At 71.4% G+C, this 17,928-nt stretch carries 14 protein-coding genes; 7 read left to right on the forward strand and 7 right to left on the reverse strand.

Annotated elements, in window-relative coordinates; all coding sequences use genetic code 11:
* The first annotated feature begins 54 nt into the window (after positions 1-54).
* From J2S55_RS21730 to J2S55_RS21760, 7 genes are all read left to right on the forward strand, one after another.
* Complete coding sequence (locus J2S55_RS21730; protein WP_306863975.1) at positions 55-2,547, forward strand: ATP-binding protein; 2,493 nt, start codon at positions 55-57, stop codon at positions 2,545-2,547.
* A complete protein-coding gene (locus tag J2S55_RS21735; RefSeq protein ID WP_306863976.1) occupies positions 2,544-4,973 on the forward strand; it encodes a type IV secretion system protein in 2,430 nt (809 codons plus the stop codon). Before J2S55_RS21730 ends, J2S55_RS21735 begins: the two co-directional genes overlap by 4 nt.
* 2 nt (positions 4,974-4,975) lie before the next feature.
* Entirely contained in the window at positions 4,976-5,647 is a 672-nt protein-coding gene (locus J2S55_RS21740) for a hypothetical protein (RefSeq protein ID WP_306863977.1), read from the forward strand.
* The gene (locus tag J2S55_RS21745; protein ID WP_306863980.1) at positions 5,644-6,729 is read left to right on the forward strand and encodes a C40 family peptidase; all 1,086 of its coding nucleotides are present in this window, start codon (positions 5,644-5,646) and stop codon (positions 6,727-6,729) included. The genes J2S55_RS21740 and J2S55_RS21745 overlap by 4 nt, the downstream gene beginning before the upstream one ends.
* A 14-nt stretch (positions 6,730-6,743) precedes the next feature.
* Positions 6,744-7,136, forward strand: coding sequence for a (deoxy)nucleoside triphosphate pyrophosphohydrolase (locus J2S55_RS21750; RefSeq protein WP_306863983.1), 393 nt, complete (start codon positions 6,744-6,746; stop codon positions 7,134-7,136).
* Between the two features lie 77 nt (positions 7,137-7,213).
* A complete protein-coding gene (locus tag J2S55_RS21755; RefSeq protein WP_306863985.1) occupies positions 7,214-8,677 on the forward strand; it encodes a hypothetical protein in 1,464 nt (487 codons plus the stop codon).
* A 78-nt stretch (positions 8,678-8,755) separates the two neighbouring features.
* Positions 8,756-10,501: a hypothetical protein gene (locus J2S55_RS21760; RefSeq protein WP_306863987.1), complete on the forward strand. Its 1,746-nt coding sequence runs from the start codon at positions 8,756-8,758 to the stop codon at positions 10,499-10,501.
* Here J2S55_RS21760 and J2S55_RS48340 read toward each other — a convergent pair.
* The 7 genes from J2S55_RS48340 to J2S55_RS21790 form a co-directional block, all read right to left on the reverse strand.
* Positions 10,438-10,767, reverse strand: coding sequence for a helix-turn-helix domain-containing protein (locus J2S55_RS48340; protein ID WP_370879690.1), 330 nt, complete (start codon positions 10,765-10,767; stop codon positions 10,438-10,440). The two genes, J2S55_RS21760 and J2S55_RS48340, sit on opposite strands and share 64 nt — an antisense overlap.
* 92 nt (positions 10,768-10,859) lie before the next feature.
* Positions 10,860-11,621: a succinate dehydrogenase/fumarate reductase iron-sulfur subunit gene (locus J2S55_RS21765; RefSeq protein ID WP_306863990.1), complete on the reverse strand. Its 762-nt coding sequence runs from the start codon at positions 11,619-11,621 to the stop codon at positions 10,860-10,862.
* Positions 11,622-11,623: 2 nt separating this feature from the next.
* Complete coding sequence (locus J2S55_RS21770) at positions 11,624-13,516, reverse strand: fumarate reductase/succinate dehydrogenase flavoprotein subunit (RefSeq protein WP_306863993.1); 1,893 nt, start codon at positions 13,514-13,516, stop codon at positions 11,624-11,626.
* A 9-nt stretch (positions 13,517-13,525) separates the two neighbouring features.
* Positions 13,526-14,314 (reverse strand): succinate dehydrogenase subunit SdhC, encoded by a 789-nt coding sequence (gene sdhC / locus J2S55_RS21775; protein WP_306863996.1) that lies wholly within the window; start codon positions 14,312-14,314, stop codon positions 13,526-13,528.
* Positions 14,315-14,610: 296 nt separating this feature from the next.
* Positions 14,611-15,060 carry a response regulator gene (locus J2S55_RS21780; RefSeq protein ID WP_306863999.1) on the reverse strand — a complete coding sequence of 150 codons (450 nt, stop codon included), beginning with the start codon at positions 15,058-15,060 and terminating at the stop codon, positions 14,611-14,613.
* A complete protein-coding gene (locus J2S55_RS21785; protein ID WP_306864002.1) occupies positions 15,053-16,633 on the reverse strand; it encodes a sensor histidine kinase in 1,581 nt (526 codons plus the stop codon). Before J2S55_RS21785 ends, J2S55_RS21780 begins: the two co-directional genes overlap by 8 nt.
* Positions 16,630-17,784, reverse strand: a complete 1,155-nt coding sequence (locus tag J2S55_RS21790) for a PP2C family protein-serine/threonine phosphatase (protein WP_306864004.1) — start codon at positions 17,782-17,784, stop codon at positions 16,630-16,632. Before J2S55_RS21790 ends, J2S55_RS21785 begins: the two co-directional genes overlap by 4 nt.
* Positions 17,785-17,928: the final 144 nt, after the last annotated feature.

Consider the following 17,928-nt stretch of genomic DNA (forward strand, 5'->3'; position numbering starts at 1 on the left):
CGGGCGAGCCGCCGGTCACAGCGGTCCGGCCACGCGGCCGGTGAAGGAGGTCGTGTGAGCCGCGCCTCGCGGGCACGCAGTCGTCTCGCCGTCCGATATTTCGACGACCGGATCCTGCTGACCGACTCGTCGGTCTGGGCCTACTTCCGGTTGCCGACCGTGAGTTACGAGTTCGTCACCCCCGAGGAGCGGGAGGCGCTGGTCACCAACATCACGATCGCCCTGGCGGCGATCCGGATGCCGGACGCCGAGGTGCACCTGCGGGTGGCGCACCGCACCTACCCGGCGGCCGAGTGGGCCATGGCGCTGAACGCCACCTCCGACGAGGGCCCCGGCTGGCGCGACTACCTCGAGGAGATGTACCGGCACGTCTGGGCGAAGGACTTCTGGAGCAAGGAGGTCTATCTCGGCGTACGGCTCGGCGCGCGCGGCAGGCAGCTCGGCACCGGGGTGCTGTCCCAGCTCTTCGGCCTCTACCAGCGCAGCGAGAAGGTCCTGGGCATCGACGACGACCACGTCCCCAAGGCGGAGATCGCCAAGTGGTCGGAGCAGGCGGAGCGGCTGGGCCGGGCCCTGTCCGCCAGCGCCCTGTACGCCCGGCACGCCACCTCCACCGAGATCGCCTGGCTCTTCCAGCACGCCGCGACCGGCTCGCTGGGCGATCCGCCCGCCTCGGCCAGCCCCAAGCGGCGCTGGGGCCAGGGCGAGATCGAGTCCCTCGTCGAGGGGCAGATCCACAACGGCAGGTCGCTGCTCCGGATCGAGCAGCCCGACGGCGACTCCTACGTCGCGCATCTGTCCTTCGCCCGGTTCCCCGACCTGATGCCCTTCCCCGACGGCGAGCCGTGGATGCACTTCGCCGACCAGCTCCCCTTCCCGGTGGAGATCAGTTCGAGGATGCGGCTGATCTCGCCGGTCAAGGCCAGCAAGGACGTGGCGCGCAAGCTCGCCCACGCCCGTGACATGGACATTCACATCCGGGAGGCGGGCGCCGAGGCGCCGCTGGCGCTGGCCGAGCAGATCGACGCGGCCCGCATGCTGGAGCACGGCATCACCAAGGAGCGCCTGCCCTTCGTGTACGGCTGGCACCGGTTGATCGTGTCCGCTCCGACGGAGGAGATCTGCATACAGCGGGTCGAGGCGGTCGTGGAGCACTACCGCGACCTGGGCATCGACATCGTCAACTCCACCGGCGACCAGTTCTCGCTGTTCTGCGAGGCGCTGCCGGGCGAGCGGGTCCGGGTCAACGCCTACGCGCAGCGGCAGCCGCTGCGCACCATCGCCGGCGGGATGGCGACCGCCACCGTGGACCTGGGCGACCGGGCGGACGAGGCCAACGCCGGCTGGATGGGACCCTACGTCGGGGAGACCCTGGGCCGGGCCCGGAGCATCGTGCACTTCGACCCGCTGGTGGCGGCCACGCGCAACCGGCCGACGGCCATCGCGATCACCGGCGAGCCCGGCGGCGGCAAGACCACGCTCGCGCTGCTGATGATCTACCAGATGGCGTTGCGCGGCGTGACGGTCGCGGTCATCGACCCCAAGGGCGACGCCGACTCCCTGGTCCAGCTGCTGCAGCGGCGGGGCCGGAAGGCGCGGGTCATCCCGCTCGGCTCGGCCGCGCCGGGCCTGCTCGACCCGTTCTCCTTCGGCGAGGACATCGCGGCCAAGAAGACGATGGCCAGCGAGACCCTGCGGCTGCTGCTCCCGCGCATGTCGGAGGAGCGCGAGTCGGCGATGATCCAGGCGGTCGCGGCGGTCTCCAACGGTGTGGACCCCTCGCTGGGCAAGGTCGTCGACTTCCTGGAGCAGGCCGAGGACGCCGCCTCCAAGAACCTGGGCGCCGTGCTCCGCTCGATGTCGGAGATGCACCTGGCCCGGCTCTGCTTCGACCCCTCGGGCGGCGACCAGATCGACACCGAGGGCTGGACCACGGTCTTCACCCTCGGCGGCCTGACCCTCCCGGACGCCTCCACCGGCCGTGACGACTACTCCTACGAGCAGCGGCTGTCGGTGGCGCTGCTCTACCTGGTCGCCCAGTTCGCCCGGGGCCTGATGAACGGCCTCGACCGGCGGACCCCCAAGGCGATCTTCCTGGACGAGGCCTGGGCCATCACCTCCACGCCGGAGGGCGCCAAACTGGTGCCCGAGGTCAGCCGGATGGGCCGCTCCCGCAACACCGCCCTGGTGCTGGTCTCGCAGAACGCCGGCGACCTGCTGAACGAGCAGGTGACGAACTGCCTGTCGTCGGTGTTCGCCTTCCGCTCGACCGAGCGGGTCGAGGTGGAGCACGTGATGGCGCTGCTCGGGGTGGAGCCCTCGGAGGAGCACAAGGCGATCCTGCGCTCGCTGGGCAACGGCGAGTGTGTCTTCCGAGATCTGGACGGTCGTGCGGGCCGTATAGGGGTGGACCTCATCTCCGACGAGCTGGTGCGGTGGCTCGATACGAATCCGACCCACGACAAACCGGGCGAGAACGTGCATGATCTTTCCGGGGGCGACAGAGTCAGTAGGCCGGGGGCTGCGGCGCTGGAGGTGCGGTCATGAAGGGCTCCCGCAAGGGGCTGAAGAACTCCCGCAAGGGACGACTACGCAGGCGGATCGTCATCGCGCTGGTGGCGCTGGCCGCGTTTCTCGCGCTCCCGCTGCTGTCGCCGGCGGGCACGTCCACCGCCGTCGCCGCCGCTCCCTGCGACCTCTCGCCGGACCTGGCTCCCGAGGTCGTCGGCTCGGGCGTGGACGGCCTGCTCAAGCCGCCGTCCCCGGAGACGGCGGGAGCGGCGGCGGCCAGACCGGAGGCGTCGGCCGCGCCGGCGCCGACCTCCGCCCCGGCCCCGCAGGGCAACTACGCCACCTACGGCATGAGCGGCCAGTTCTGGCACACCCACCAGCTCGGCTGCGACGACGTCGCGGCGGTGATGGGCAACACGATGGCCAACACGATCTTCTCGTGGGCCAAGGCGCTCGACCGGCTGACCATCACGACCTATCAGGCCGCGGCCACCGAGGGCCCGCTGGAGTCGATCAAGGCTGTCGTCGACGACATCGTGATCAGCCTGTCCAACGCGATGTACTGGCCGTACCTGCGGCCGATCGTGATCCTCGGCGCCATCTGGCTGGCCTGGTACGGCCTGATCCGCAAACGCGCGACCACGACCGCCGAGGGCGTCATCTGGATGGTCCTCGCGGTCACCGTCGCGGTCTGGTTCTTCAGCCGCCCCGGCGACTTCACCGGCATGGGCAAGCTGGTCACCGACAAGACCAGCGAGGTCGTCAACTCGGCCTTCTCCGGACTGCCCGGCGCGGGCGGGACATCCTGCGTTCCTGCCAAGGGTGACACCAATCCCCAGATGAAGTCCGGTGGTTACGGCCAGACCGGCGTCCCGGGGGTCGAACAGAACGCCGAGGCGCTCTGGTCCACCCTGATCTGCAAGCCGTGGCTGATGGGCGAGTTCGGCACCGCCGACCCGGCGGCGCCCCAGGTGGCGGCATACGCCGCCAAGTTGCTGGACGTCCAGGCCATCGACGAGACCGAGCTGCGGGCGACGCAAATCCCGAACGTCAGCGCCCACCAGGCACGATACGAGGCGGAGATCGCCGACAAGCTGGAGAACACGCCGATCTTCTTCCTCTTCCAGGGAAAGGATTGGACAAACAGGCTGGGCATCGCGATCGGCGCGCTGCTGGCCGCGATGGTCGCCGGACTGCTGATCTTCCTGGTGGCCGTCTCGCTGCTGGTGCTCAAGGTCGGGTTCCTGCTGCTGCTGATCCTCGCGCCGGTCTTCCTGCTGATCGGCGTGCATCCGGGGTCCGGCCGGATCATCGCGATGCGCTGGGTGGAGATGGTGGTCGGCACCCTGCTCAGGCAGGCGGTGCTGACGCTGGTCCTGGGCGTCCTGGTGTACGGCTACGCCCTGATCATCTCCACGGCGATGCCGTGGGGCATGCAGGTCATGTTCATGGCCCTGCTGACGATCGCGGTCTTCTTCTACCGCCGGCCGTTCCAGCACCTGTTCGCCTCCATGGACGGGCACACGCTCACCACCCGGATGCTGGGCGACGCGGCCTCCGCGCCGACCCTGCAGCGCGCGGCGGGCGTGCTGCCGCCGGTCGCGGCGGCCCGGGTGGGCCGCTGGGGCATGCGCAAGGCGGAGCCCGTGCTGCAGGCGGCCGCGCTCGCCGGCGGCGCCTCGGTCGCGACGGCGGCCGCGGCGGTCGCCCAGGGCAAGGTCCGCGGGGAGGAGGGCGGCTCGGCGGCGAACACGCCCTCCGGCGCCCGGATCCCGGCCGGCGCGCAGCCCGCGCCGCTGGACACCGACGCCCAGACGGGCACGCGGCGCAAGGCCACCGGCCGGCCGGTCACCGCGGCGCGCGCCGGCGCGGCGCCGCCGCTCAACCTCTCCGGCGGCGCCGCGACGGGCGGCACCACCGCGGCCGGCGCCGCCCCGGCCCGTTCCGGCTCCGGGGGCTCCACCCGCGGTGGCGGGGGCGGCTGGTTCAGCGGCCGCTCCGGCGGCTGGGCCCCGCAGGGCGGGCCGGCGGGCGGGTCCTCCCCGGCTTCCTCCGGCGGCCGGTCCTCCGGCGGGTCGCCGTCGTCCTCGTCGGGCGGCGGACGGTCGGGCGGGAGCGTCTTCGGCCCCGGCGGCGGTTCCCGGCGCTGGGACTCCGGCTCGCGCGCTCCGGAGCCGCGCGGCTCGGGATCGCGCAACGGTTCCGGCTCGGGCTCCGCGCCACGCGGCGGCTCCCGGAGCTCCTCGGGATCCGGCGGCGGCATCTTCGGCGGCTCCCGCGACTCCTCGGGGTCGGGGGGCGGCATCTTCGGCGGCTCCGGCAGGTCGGGGAACGGCGGGCGCGCGGACAGGTCGTCCGAGGCGCCCCCGCTCTGGCTGCCCAGCCGGTCCGAGCGGGGCGGGGGGACCGATGAGACGGCCGCGCCCTTCTGGCTCCGCGCGTCCAACCCCGACAAGGACTGACGATGGTCGAAGGGGGCAGCCGTCGAGGGCTGGTCTTCGCGGTGCTGGTCATGATGCTGGCCGCGGTCGGGATCTATCTGACCATGTGGCCGGACTCCGGTGACGAGGGGCGGCCGCAGCCCGATCCGGCGGGCGTGAGCCGTACGGTGCCCGGATCGCGGGCGGCGGTGAGCGCCGAGCCGCCCCGGCCGTCGGCGACGGCCAGCAACGCGCCCTTCGACGTCTACTCCTACCTGCCGATGACCAAGCAGGAGCTGGCCGCCGCCGCCGACTACGCCCAGCGTTTCACCGCCGAGTACGGCACGTTCCGCTACGACGAGGACCCGGCGGTCTACGGGGACCGGCTCAGGGGATACACCACGACCGAGTTCGCCGGTGTGCTGCTGCGCACGGTCACCTCCCCGGGCAGCGTCGAGGCCAACCGCGCCGACGAGGTCGTCTCCGTCGGCACGGCGCGGGTGAAGGAGATCCGGCAGATCCAGAACACCTCGGTGGTGTTCGTGGTCACCGGCACCCAGGACGTCACCGCCAAGAGCGGGCCGAAGGAGCGGACCGAGGACTACGCCGTCACGCTCATCGAGGTCGGGGCCGACTGGCGGGTCCACGATCTGCAGCCGGCCGACGAAGGCCAGGACGGCGACGACGGGTCCGCGCGGAGTGGGGAGAGCGGATGACGGGCAAGCGGGTCCGCCTCGTCCTCATCATCGCCGTCGCCGGGCTCTGCCTGCTCACCCTGGTCCTGGCGCCGATGATGATGATGAGCACCTTCCCCTCCTTCACCGGCGGCGGGCTGCCCGACTGCGAGGAGGTCTCCAGGGCCGCGGGCGAGCAGTCCGAGGCCGCGGGCTCGGACATCCCGGCGGACTACCTGAAGCTGTACCGCAAGCACGCCGAGAAGATCGGCGTGCAGTGGAACGTGCTCGCCGGGGTGGGCAAGCGGGAGACCGACCACGGGCGGTCCACGCTCCCCGGGGTGCGCAGCGGCACCAACTACGCCGGGGCGGCCGGGCCGATGCAGTTCCTGATCGGCACCTGGGGCGGCAAGGCGAAGATCAAGATTCCGTCGCAGTTCAACGGCTACGCCTCCGACGGCGACGGCGACGGCTGGGCCGACGTCTACAACCCGGCCGACGCCATCCTGGGCGCGGCGAAGATGCTCAAGCGCAACGGCGCGCCGGAGGACGTGCGGCGTTCGCTGTTCGTCTACAACCGGGCCTGGTGGTACGTCGACCAGGTCATGGAGATCGCCGAGAAATATGCCAAGGACGGCGCGGTCAGCGTCCCGCCGGAGGCGGAGGCGGCCTGCGACGAGCCCCTGGTGGCGGCGGCGCCCACCGAGACGGTCGCCGGGATCCTGGACTACGCGCTGGCCCAGCGCGGCAAGCCGTACCTGTGGGGCGGCACCGGACCGGATGCCTTCGACTGCTCGGGGATCATCTACATGGCCTACCGGAGCGTCGGCCTGACCATCCCGCGCACGACCTTCGGTCAGTGGCCCTTCGGCGAGAAGATCGCGCCGGGCGACGAGCAGGCCGGGGATCTGGTCTTCTTCAACGCGGGGCCGGGCACCGGGGTCGACCGGCCCGGTCACGTGGGAATGGTGGTCTCACCGGGCAAGATGGTCGAGGCGAGGTGCCGGCTGTGCGGGCCGATCAAGGTCACCACCTATCGGGACCGCATCGGCATCGTGGGGTTCACCCGGCCGCTGCAGAACCCCGATGTTCTCGCACAGCTCAGGTTGAAGGAGCAGGGCTGACAGAATCGAGGGCCATGGACAAGGTCGTTGTGGGAGCCGCGATCGTCGACGGCAGCGGCAGGTTGCTCGCCGCCCAGCGCGCCGAGCCTCCCGAACTCGCCGGTGGCTGGGAGCTGCCCGGTGGAAAGGTCGACCCGGGGGAAGACGATCGGACGGCGCTGATCCGGGAGTGCCAGGAGGAGCTCGGCGTCCTGGTCGAGGCCGGGGCGCAGATCGGCGGCGACTGGCCGCTGTCGAGCGGTTACGTGCTCCGGGTGTGGCTGGCCGAGATCGTGGAGGGCGAGCCGGAGGCCAAGGAGCACCTGGACCTGCGCTGGCTGCCCATGGACGAGCTGTATGACGTGCCGTGGCTGCCCGCGGACCTGCCGATCGTGCGCGCCGTACAAGGTCAGCTCCGCGAGGGTTGAGCGGCTACGCATTGTGACATAACAATAGCGGGATGTGTCGTTGGCGTACGTCCGTATCGGGGGATCGGAGAAGTGCGGTGACCGGATGGTGGCAGCGTGCCCGGGTCGTGTCGGCCCTGGGGACGGGGGCGCTCGTGCTGGGCGGAGGACCGGCCGTGTACGCGGTCGGGGCGGACGACCCCGCCACGTTCCCCGCCGAGGCGGCCGAGGCCGACGAGCTCAACTCCTGGTCCCAGTGGGTCCGCGCCGACGACGTGATCCGGTTCCGGGTGTGGCTGGAGGGGTCCGGCACCGACGCGCGGCTGGCGGTGGAGACCACGCCCGCCGAGGCGCTCAGAAGCATCGAGTGCCCGCAGGAGGCCGGCGCCCAGGTGCCGCCCGGCGGCGGCGCCCAGATGTGCTCCCTCGGGGTGGTCGACACGCGCAGGTCGGTTGACGTGCTGCTCACGATGCCCGACCAGGACGAGGACATCGAGCTGACCGCGGTGGCCCGGATGCGCAACCGCGACGGCGTGTGGATCACGCACACGGCCCGGACCACGATCGAGAACCCGGCCTCCAGGATCGCCGAGATCATGAAGGCGGCGCAGACCGTCGGGGCCGACCCCGTCCTGCCCCGGCCCGCCCCGAACGTGCCCCCGCTGCCTCCGGGCAGCCCCGCGGGGGCGTCGGGGAGCGCGGAGGCGGCGGGACAGGCCGGGCCGGCCGGTGCCGCGACGGCCGCGGACCGGCCGTCCACGCCGCCCGCCTCGCCGGTGACGTCGCACGGCCCCGCGGACCCGGGGCAGGCCCCCCAGATCCCGCAGAGCCTGCCGGAGCCGGTCGCACCGCTGAACCCGCCGGCGCTCGCGGCGCCGCAGGTTCTGGGGGAGCCCGGGGCGCGGGCGGTGCCGCCGGACCCGCGGCTGAAGGGCGGGGAGGGCATGCGGATGACCCTGGAGGAGGCCCCGGCGCCTCGGGGGAGCGTCGCTGTGTCCGGAGGATCCCGGACCGAGCAGGCCGGGCCGGAGGTCTCCGGCACCCCGAGCGCCGCGCCGGACCGGGGCGGGGCGTCCGCCGGCCCGCTCCGGCCGGAGAGGGTGGCGGCGCGGCGGGCCGGGCGGCGGGAGGAGGCCGCGGCCACCAGGGCGGAGACGGTGTCGCGGCGCTCGGCGGAGCTGGCCGAGGCCGGGCAGATGCCCCCGCTGACGGGAGAGGTGCCGCAGCTGCCGGGGCCGATGCCGCAGGCGCCGGGACCGATGCCGCAGGCACCGGGGCAGCCGCTCCAGGTGTGGGACGACCCGAATCTCCGGATGCCGCTGGCCGCGCCGGCCGCGTCGCCGCCGTCGGCGGCCACGACGGACCCGCAGCCCCTGGGCGCGCCGCTGCCCCGGGACGTCGACGGGCCGGGCCGGGAGATCGGGCCGGTCGCCGAGTCGGGTCCGCTGCTGACCGGGATGCGAGGACTGCCCGCGGTGGGGACCGCGATCGGGGGCCTGCTGGGGCTGCTCTGGCTGCAGATGAAGGTCCAGCGCCGGCGTGAGTCGCGACCTGTGTTGTAAAAAGCGCTTTGCTGTTACTTTTGCCCAACTAGTATTTTCCTTGACTCAGCCTGTTTGGGAAATCCGCGGAGGGCACCGGTGACGCGATCACGGCGTACGGCGGCCGTCTCCGCCGTTGTCATGTCCTTGGGGCTGAGCGGCGCGCTGCTGCTGGCCGCGGCGCCCCTCACCACCTCCACCCCGGCCGGCGCGGCCACCCGCCTGGTCGCCGTCGACCCCTCCGAGATCCCGGGCTGTGACGCCGATCCGGCGGGGCCGTGCGAGGAGCCCACGCCGATCGTCACCGTCACGGTCACCGAGGACCCCGGGCAGGAGCCGCCGCCGACCACCCCGGTGCCGCAGAAGACGGTGACCACCACGGTCACCGTCCCCCCGAAGACGACGACCCCGAAGCCTCCCAAGACCACGGCCCCGCCGGCGACGACCGCCCCGCCGGTCGTCCCGCCGCCGTCGAACTCGGCCCCCATCGAGCCGCCTCCCGTCGTCGACACGCAGCCGCCGACGCCCGAGGAGTCGGAGTCGGAGGTCGTCTTCCCCACCACGGAGCAGAGTCCGACCGAGCTCCCCACGGCCACGCCCGCGCCGACCAACGCCCCGACGTTCGAGGACACCACCCCGGCCCCGGTGCCCTACGAGATCCGCAACGCCAACTCCGAGTTCGACAGCGCCACGCTGAGCAGCCAGCTCGCCATCCCGGCGCTGATCCTCGTGCTGCTGGTGCTGTTCGCCGTGCTGATCTTCGAGGGCAGGCTGCGCCGCCTGGCCCACGCCGCGGCCATCCGCCGCGCCGGCCCCCGCGCCCTGGGCCACCAGCGAGGCGACGCCATGGGCCCGATGGGCTACCCGATCGGCCCCGGCTACGGACCGGCGCCCGGCTTCCCGCACGGCACCTACCAGAGCGGTACGGCCTACGCCCCGATAATCAGCTTCGTCCCCATGCAGATGTACGCCCCGGCCTATCCGGAGGAGTACGCGCCGGAGCAGTATCCCCAGGCGTACGAGCAGTCCACGGCCTACCCGCCTCAGCCGGGCTACGACCAGCCGGGCCATGAGCAGTTCCAGCCCGGCTACGACCAGCCGCAGGGCTACGGCCGGCAGCCCGTCGGCTACATGGAGCACCCGCAGGGGCAGGCGCCCCACGGGCCGATGGGGCCGGAGGCCCCCTTCCACGGCGCCGCGCCGTACGGCCCTCCGGGGGACTTCCCCCAGGGCGGCCCGTCGTTCCCGGGCGGTCCCGGTCCTCAGGGCGGCCTCGGTCTCCAGGGCGGTCCCGGTCTCCAGGGCGGCCCGCCGTCCCCGGACGACCCCGGTCCCCAGGGCGGCCAGGCCGTCCCGCAGGGGCCCGGTGAGTTCCCCGGCGCGCCGTTCCCGCAGGAACCGCCGTACGTCCGTAGCCACGCCCAGGAGCCGTTCCCTCCCGGCCCGGACCAGTTCCGCGACCACCCGCGGCCGGGCCGGCCCGACGACCTCCTCCCCGGCGCGCCCGGCGGCCTCCCCCAGGGCGGTCCGCCCCCGCACGGCGCCGAGCCCTTCCACCCGGACGGTCCGCCGTTCCCGGGCGGCCCCGGTCTCCAGGGCGGTCCGTCCCCGCAGGGGCCCGGTCTCCAGGGCGGTCCGGCCGTCCCGCAGGGGCCCGGTGAGTTCCCCGGCGCGCCGTTCCCGCTGGAGCCGCCGCACGCCGGTGACCCGGGCCGGGGGCCGTTCCCCGGCCAGGAGCCCCTCGTCGGCCCGCCGCCCGCCGAGCCCACCGCCACGGCGGTCTACCCTCTGCCCGGGCAGGAGAGCGGAAAGAAGAGACGCGGGCTGTTCCGCCGCTCCAAGTGACGGCGCCGGCGCGCCCCGCCCGACCACGTTGGGGACGCGCCGGATCGGCCCTGGAGAGTTCGTGGCGCGAGGTGACCCCAAGCTTCGGGGTAGGCCCGGCAGAGGTGATATTCCACCGTGTGGGGGCTCAGGAACAGCTGTGATGCGATCTCACGGCTGCTGACCCCTGCGGCGGCCGGCCGTACGATCCGCCGCTCCTGCGAGGTGAGCCGGCCGCCGGATCCGACGGCGTGGAACCGCACGGCGCCAACGGCTACCTCATCCACCGGTCCCTGTCCGACAGCGCCGGCCGCGTGGACGCGGGCCGGCGCTGTCGGACAGGTGCGGCGCTGGTAGGGGACGGGCTCGCAGGGGAGGGTCAGCTCTTCGAGCCGGACCTCTTGAAGATCTTGTTGCCCAGCCAGACCAGCGGGTCGTAGCGGCGGTCGACCACGCGTTCCTTCATCGGGATCAGCGCGTTGTCGGTGATCTTGATGTGCTCGGGGCAGACCTCGGTGCAGCACTTGGTGATGTTGCAGTAGCCCAGGCCGTGCTCCTCCTGGGCGGCGTCCTTGCGGTCGGTCACGTCATAGGGGTGCATGTCCAGCTCGGCGATCCGCATCAGGAAGCGCGGACCGGCGAAGTTGGTCTTGTTCTCCTCGTGGTCACGGATCACGTGGCAGACGTTGTTGCACATGAAGCACTCGATGCACTTGCGGAACTCCTGGGACCGCTCGACGTCGATCTGCTGCATGCGGTATTCGCCGGGCTTCACGTCCGACGGCGGGGTGAAGGAGGGGATCTCCCGGGCCTTCTGGTAGTTGAACGACACGTCCGTGACCAGGTCCTTGATCACCGGGAACGTCCGCATGGGCGTCACCGTGATCGTCTCGTCCTCCGTGAAGGTGGACATCCGGGTCATGCAGCCGAGCCGGGGCTTGCCGTTGATCTCCATGGAACAGGAGCCGCACTTGCCGGCCTTGCAGTTCCAGCGGACCGCCAGGTCGGGGGCCTGGGTGGCCTGGAGCCGGTGGATGATGTCGAGGACGACCTCGCCCTCGTTCACCTCGACGGTGAAGTCCTCCAGCTTGCCCTCGCCGCCCTCGCCCCGCCACACGCGGAACTTCGCCTTGTAACTCATGGCTACTCCTTGACCAACGCGTCGAAGTCGGCCAGCTCTTCCTGGGTGATGTACTTCTTCAGCTCGTCCCGATCGAACAGCGTGATCAGGTCCTCGCGCATCGAGGGCTGGACCTTCTCCTCGACGGTCACACCGGAGCCGTCGGGGGACAGGCCGCACACCAGGAGCTTGCGGCGCCACTCGGCCGACATGCCGGGGAAGTCGTCGCGGGTGTGGCCGCCGCGGCTCTCCTGGCGGATCAGGGCCGCCTTGGCCACGCACTCGGAGACCAGGAGCATGTTGCGCAGGTCGAGGGAGAGGTGCCAGCCCGGGTTGTAGATCCGGCTGCCGGGCGCCCCGACCCCCTGGGCCCGCTCCTTGAGCTTGCCCACCGCCTCCAGCGCCTCGGTGACCTCCTCGGCCTTGCGGATGATGCCGACCAGCTCGTTCATCGTCCGCTGCAGCTCCTGGTGGACCTCGTAGGGGTTCTCGCCCCCGCGCTCCAGCGGGGCGAGCGCCTCCGCCTTCGCGGCGTCCACCGAGTCCTGGGAGATCTTCGGCCGGGCGGCGAGCCCGTCCACGTACGAGGCCGCTCCGGCGCCCGCGCGGCGGCCGAACACCAGCAGGTCCGACAGCGAGTTGCCGCCGAGCCGGTTGGAGCCGTGCATGCCGCCGGAGACCTCGCCCGCCGCGAACAGGCCGGGGACGTCCGCCGCGCCGGTGTCGGCGTCGACCTCGACGCCGCCCATGATGTAGTGGCAGGTCGGCCCGACCTGCATGGCTTCCTTGGTGATGTCGACGTCGGCCAGCTCCTTGAACTGGTGGTGCATCGACGGCAGCCGCCGGATGATCTCGGCGGCCGGGAGCCGGGTGGAGACGTCGAGGTAGACGCCGCCCTGTGGGGATCCGCGGCCGGCCTTCACCTCGGAGTTGATGGCCCGCGCCACCTCGTCACGGGGGAGCAGCTCCGGCGGACGGCGGTTGTTGGCCTGGTCGGTGTACCAGCGGTCGCCCTCCTCCTCGGTGGTGGCGTATTTGTCCTTGAACACCTCGGGGATGTAGTCGAACATGAAGCGCTTGCCCTCGGAGTTCTTCAGCACCCCGCCGTCGCCGCGGACGGACTCGGTGACGAGGATGCCGCGGACCGACGGCGGCCAGACCATCCCGGTGGGATGGAACTGGATGAACTCCATGTTGATCAGCTTCGCCCCGGCCAGCAGCGCCAGCGCGTGGCCGTCCCCGGTGTACTCCCAGGAGTTGGAGGTCACCACGTAGGACTTGCCGATGCCGCCGGTGGCCAGCACGACCGCGGGGGCGTCGAACAGGATGAGCCTGCCGTTCTCCCGCCAGTAGCCGAAGGCGCCGGAGATCGCGTCCCCGTCCTTGAGCAGGCGGGTCACCGTGCACTCCTGGAAGACCTTGATGTAGGCCTCGGCGTCGCCGTGCAGCTTCTCGTCCTCCTGCTGGAGCGCGACCACCCGCTGCTGCAGGGTGCGGATCAGCTCCAGGCCGGTACGGTCGCCGACGTGGGCCAGCCGGGGGTATTCGTGCCCGCCGAAGTTACGCTGGCTGATCTTGCCGTCCTTGGTGCGGTCGAACAGCGCGCCCCACGCCTCCAGCTCCCAGACCCGGTCAGGGGCCTCCTTGGCGTGCAGCTCGGCCATCCGCCAGTTGTTGAGGAACTTGCCGCCGCGCATGGTGTCGCGGAAGTGCACCATCCAGTTGTCGGCGCTGTTGACGTTGCCCATGGCGGCGGCCGCGCCGCCCTCGGCCATGACGGTGTGCGCCTTGCCGAACAGCGACTTGCAGACGATCGCCGTCCGCTTGCCCTGCTGGCGGGCCTCGATGGCCGCCCGCAGTCCTGCCCCGCCGGCGCCGATGACGACGACGTCGTATTCGTGACGCTCGATTTCCACAGCTGATCCTTATGCGAACGGGAAGTTGATGATGCCCTTGGCGACCAGCCGGACGTAGAGGTCGGCGCCCATGACCGAGAACATCGAGATCAGCGCCAGTTCCTGGTGCTTGGCGTTGAGCTTGGAGACGAAGCCCCACGCCTTGTAGCGGACGGGGTGCTTGGAGAAGTGGTTCAGGCGCCCGGCCGTGATGTGGCGGCAGGAGTGGCACGACAGCGTGTACAGGTTGATCAGTACGGCGTTGACGATGAGGATCCACGTCCCGAGCCCCGCCGGCCTGCCGATGAGGGCCTTCACCGCGTCGATGGCGAGGATCAGGCCGACCACGATCGCCGCGTAGAAGAAGTAGCGGTGGATGTTCTGCAGGATCAGCGGGAAGCGGGACTCGCCGGTGTATTTGCCGTGCGGCTCGTTGACCGCGCAGGCCGGGGGCGACAGCCAGAAGCCCCGGTAGTAGGCCTTGCGGTAGTAGTAGCAGGTGAAGCGGAAGCCGGCGGGCAGCCCCAGGATCAGCAGGCCCGGCGGCAGGGTGTACCAGTCACCGAAGGGCGCGAAGCCGAACAGCCGCGACTCCGGCGGGCAGCTCGCCTCCGCCAGACACGGGGAGGCGAACGGGGCATGGTACGGGGACACGAAGAAGTCCGCGTCGAAGATCGCCCACGTCGCGTAGACGAGGAACGCCGTGAAGATGATGAAAGTGATCAGTGGATAGCGCCACCACGGATCGGTACGCAGAGTGCGCTCCTTGATCTGCGCACGCTGCCTTCTGGCCGGGCTGTCGGCCGTTGTCTGGGTCATCGGAGACCTCTCCACCTCCCGCGGACCCTACTCACCGGGGGGTCCGGGTCGTTTCAGTTGTGCCGCGCGCTGGGCCATGGTCGCGCCGGCTCACACGTGCGCGCGCGTTATTGGTGGGGATACGTTACGACGGAGCCCGGGGATTATGTGAGAAGGGTCACTCACATTTTCACTGACCGGATGTGATTCCTGTCACGTTGGTCAGGGAGAGGTCATCGACCTGTCAGGAACGCGGGCTGAACGGGACTCCAGGGAGATCCCCGGTCAGCCCGGCCTACGGCGGGGTGGGACGCCGGTCAGTAGTGCTGGTCGGAGCTGGGCAGCTTGACGACGGTGACGAAGAAGTCGTCGATCCGCCGGACCACGTTGATGAACTGGTCGAAGTCGACCGGCTTGGAGACGTAGGCGTTGGCGTGCAGGTTGTAGCTGCGCAGGATGTCCTCCTCGGACTCCGAGGTGGTCAGCACCACCACGGGGATCCTGCGGAGCTTCTCGTCGGCCTTGATGTCCTGGAGCACCTCCCGGCCGTCCTTGCGGGGCAGGTTGAGGTCCAGCAGGATCAGGTCCGGCCGGGGCATGTCGGCGTACTCGCCCTCCTTGCGCAGGAAGGCCATGGCCTGCTCGCCGTCGTTGACGACGTGCAGCTTGTTGCGGACCTTGTTGAGCTCGAACGCCTCCCGGGTCAGCAGGACGTCGCCCGGATCGTCCTCGACCAGGAGCACGTCGATCCAGCGCAGGTCATTCATCCACATCTCCAGAGGGAAGCGTCCAGCGGAAGGTCGTCCCGGGCCTGTCGGTCTCCTCGCCGTCCACCCAGATCCGGCCACCGTGGTATTCGACGATCTTCTTGCACAGCGCCAGCCCGATGCCGGTGCCCGCGTAGGCGTCGCGGCCGTGCAGGCGCTGGAAGATCAGGAAGATCCTGTCAGTGTATTTGCTCTCGATGCCTATCCCGTTGTCCGCGCAGGAGAACTCCCACATGTCCCCGTCGCGCCGTACGCCGATGTGGATGCGCGGGGACTCCTGGGAGCGGAACTTCAGCGCGTTGCCGACGAGGTTCTGGAAGAGCTGGGCGAGCTGGACCCGGTTGCCGTGCACCTCGGGCAGGTCGTCGGAGGTGACCGTGGCCTCGGTCTCCTCGATCGTGGCCGAGAGGTTGTTCAGGGCGGCCCGCAGGGCCGCGCCGGAGTCGGTCGTGGTCCGCTCGCCGCCGAGCCGGCCGACCCGGGAGAAGTCGAGCAGGTCGTTGATCAGCAGCTGCATGCGCTTGGCGCCGTCCACCGCGAAGGCGATGTACTGCCTGGCCCGCTCGTCGAGCTGGTCGCCGTAGCGCTGGTCGAGCATCTGGGTGAAGCTGGCGACCTTGCGCAGCGGTTCCTGCAGGTCGTGGCTGGCCACGTAGGCGAACTGCTCCAGCTCGCCGTTGGAGCGCCGCAGCTCCGCCGCCTGCTCCTCCAGCTTGCCCTGCGCCTCGGAGGCCCGCCGCCACTCGGCGAGGATGCGGCGGCGCATGGCGTCTACGTGGCTGGAGAGCTCGGCCAGCTCGGAGGGGCGCTCGACCCTGAGCTTGTGGTCGAAGTCTCCCTGGGCGACGGCGCGGACCTGGCCGGTCAGCTCCGCCGTCGGGCGCAGCACGGCGTGCCGGACGATGAGCGTGAAGCCGATCGCGGCCAGGACCAGCACGCCGGCCACCCCGATGAGCGCGACGTAGAGAGCCTGCCAGCCCTCCTCCAGCCGGGCGCTGCCCTCGGCGTGCAGCCGGTTCAGGTGGTCCTGGAGCGCGGTGAGCGAGCGGCGGATCTCGGTGAACCGCGCGGCGTTGACGGGCGCGTTCTGCCGGTTGCTGGCCTCGGTCCCCAGCGTCGGCACCGAGGCGATGAGCCTGTCGGCGTAGTCGCGCCGCCAGGCGTCTCCGGCCGCCTTCAGGCGGGCGACCTCGGTGCCGACCGCCTGCCGCTCCGGCATCCGGGGCAGCAGGGGGTCGAGCGCGGCCAGCGCGTCGGCCTCCGCGGTGACCGACCGGCGGTAGTCCTGGAGGGACGACTCCTCGTTGGTCCTGCCGTAGGCCCGCACCGAGCTCTCCTGCGAGGTCAGCGCGTTGGAGATCTCCAGGATGCGCAGCGCCGCGGGGTCGACGACGTCCACCACGGCCACCCTGGCCTGGCGGGTCTTCTCGATCGAGGAGATGGTGAAGGCGCCGGCGATGGTGAAGATCAGTGTGACGGACACCCCCGCGAGCAGGAACCACTGCCCCACGCGCAGCTTCCCGAAGCCCGTCGCCGGCGCGGCGGCCGGCAGGGGACGGGGGCGGTCGCTCATCCCCGCCCGTTCCGCGAGATGAGCACGGTCGCCAGGTCGTCGCTGAGCGCGTCCTGGTTGAGCTCGGTCACCCGGTCGATGAGCCGGTCGAGGTGGATCCCGCCCTGCTCGTGGACCAGGCGGAGCAGACCCTCGGTGCCGAGCAGGTCGGGCCCGCCGCCGACGGTGGCCTCGATCAGGCCGTCGGTGTAGAGCAGCAGGGACCAGTCACGGCCCAGCGGAACCTCGATCTCCGTCCAGTCCACGCCCTGGAAGATCCCGAGTGGCGGTCCCGAGGGGGTGCCCGGCACCACGCCGACCGTGCCCTCGCGGATCAGCAGGGGCGGCGGATGGCCGACCACGTGCATGCGCGCGGTGCTGAGCGCGGGGTCGATCGTGACGATGCACAGCGTCGTGAAGATCTCCGCGGACTTGCGTTCGAGACGGAGCACCGAGTCGAGGGTGCGCAGCAGATCGTTGCCGGTGTGCCCGGCCAGGACCAGGGTCCGCCAGGCGATCCGGAGCGCGACCCCCAGCGCGGCCTCGTCCGGGCCGTGCCCGCACACGTCGCCGACCACCACGTGCACGGCGCCGTCGGGGCTCTGCACGGTGTCCCAGAAGTCGCCGGCGAGCAGGGCCCGTCTGCGGCCCGGCAGGTAGCGGGCCTGGTGCTCCAGATGTTCGGTCTCCAGCAGCGGCACCGGCAGCAGCCCGCGTTCGAGGCGGGAGTTCTCCTTGGTGAGCAGCTCGACCTCGACCAGCCTGCGCTGGGCCAGGTCGGCGCGCTTGCGCTCCATCGCGTAGCGGATCGCCCGCGCCAGCAGCCGGGCCTCCACGTCCTGCTTGACCAGGAAGTCCTGGGCGCCGGCCGCCACGGCCTCGGTGCCCACGTGGGTGTCGTTCAGCCCGGTCAGCACGAGGACGGCGGCGTGCGGCGCCATGGACAGCACCTGCTCCAGCGCTTCGAGGCCGGTCGCGTCCGGGAGCGAGAGGTCCACGAGCACGCACTGGACGTCCTCGGTCAGCCGTACGCGGCTCTCCGCCAGACTGCGCACCCAGATGATCTTCGGCGGGTTGTCCGCCTCGCCGAGCAGCTCCTCCACGAGGAAGGCATCGCCCGCGTCGTCCTCGATGAGGAGGATCGTGAGCGTGTCGGGGGGAGGGGCGGTCACTGACGCCTCTTTGCGGGATCGGGGAGCACCTATTAACGCTATGCAGAATAGTGTGACACCAGGACTTATGGGACAGCGATCAGTCTCGTCCCGGGCTCCCGGCTGCGGCGGTGGTCGGGCCCGGAGCGGACAGCTCGCCGCTCC

The organism is Streptosporangium brasiliense, from assembly GCF_030811595.1.
GTDB classification, from domain to species: domain Bacteria; phylum Actinomycetota; class Actinomycetes; order Streptosporangiales; family Streptosporangiaceae; genus Streptosporangium; species Streptosporangium brasiliense.

Coding starts and splice junctions, on each gene's coding strand:
- sdhC (WP_306863996.1), bottom strand. CDS start 14,314: ATGACCCAGACAACGGCCGACAGCCCGGCCAGAAGGCAGCGTGCGCAG.
- J2S55_RS21740 (WP_306863977.1), top strand. CDS start 4,976: ATGGTCGAAGGGGGCAGCCGTCGAGGGCTGGTCTTCGCGGTGCTGGTC.
- J2S55_RS21750 (WP_306863983.1), top strand. CDS start 6,744: ATGGACAAGGTCGTTGTGGGAGCCGCGATCGTCGACGGCAGCGGCAGG.
- J2S55_RS21735 (WP_306863976.1), top strand. CDS start 2,544: ATGAAGGGCTCCCGCAAGGGGCTGAAGAACTCCCGCAAGGGACGACTA.
- J2S55_RS21765 (WP_306863990.1), bottom strand. CDS start 11,621: ATGAGTTACAAGGCGAAGTTCCGCGTGTGGCGGGGCGAGGGCGGCGAG.
- J2S55_RS21745 (WP_306863980.1), top strand. CDS start 5,644: ATGACGGGCAAGCGGGTCCGCCTCGTCCTCATCATCGCCGTCGCCGGG.
- J2S55_RS21785 (WP_306864002.1), bottom strand. CDS start 16,633: ATGAGCGACCGCCCCCGTCCCCTGCCGGCCGCCGCGCCGGCGACGGGC.
- J2S55_RS21780 (WP_306863999.1), bottom strand. CDS start 15,060: ATGAATGACCTGCGCTGGATCGACGTGCTCCTGGTCGAGGACGATCCG.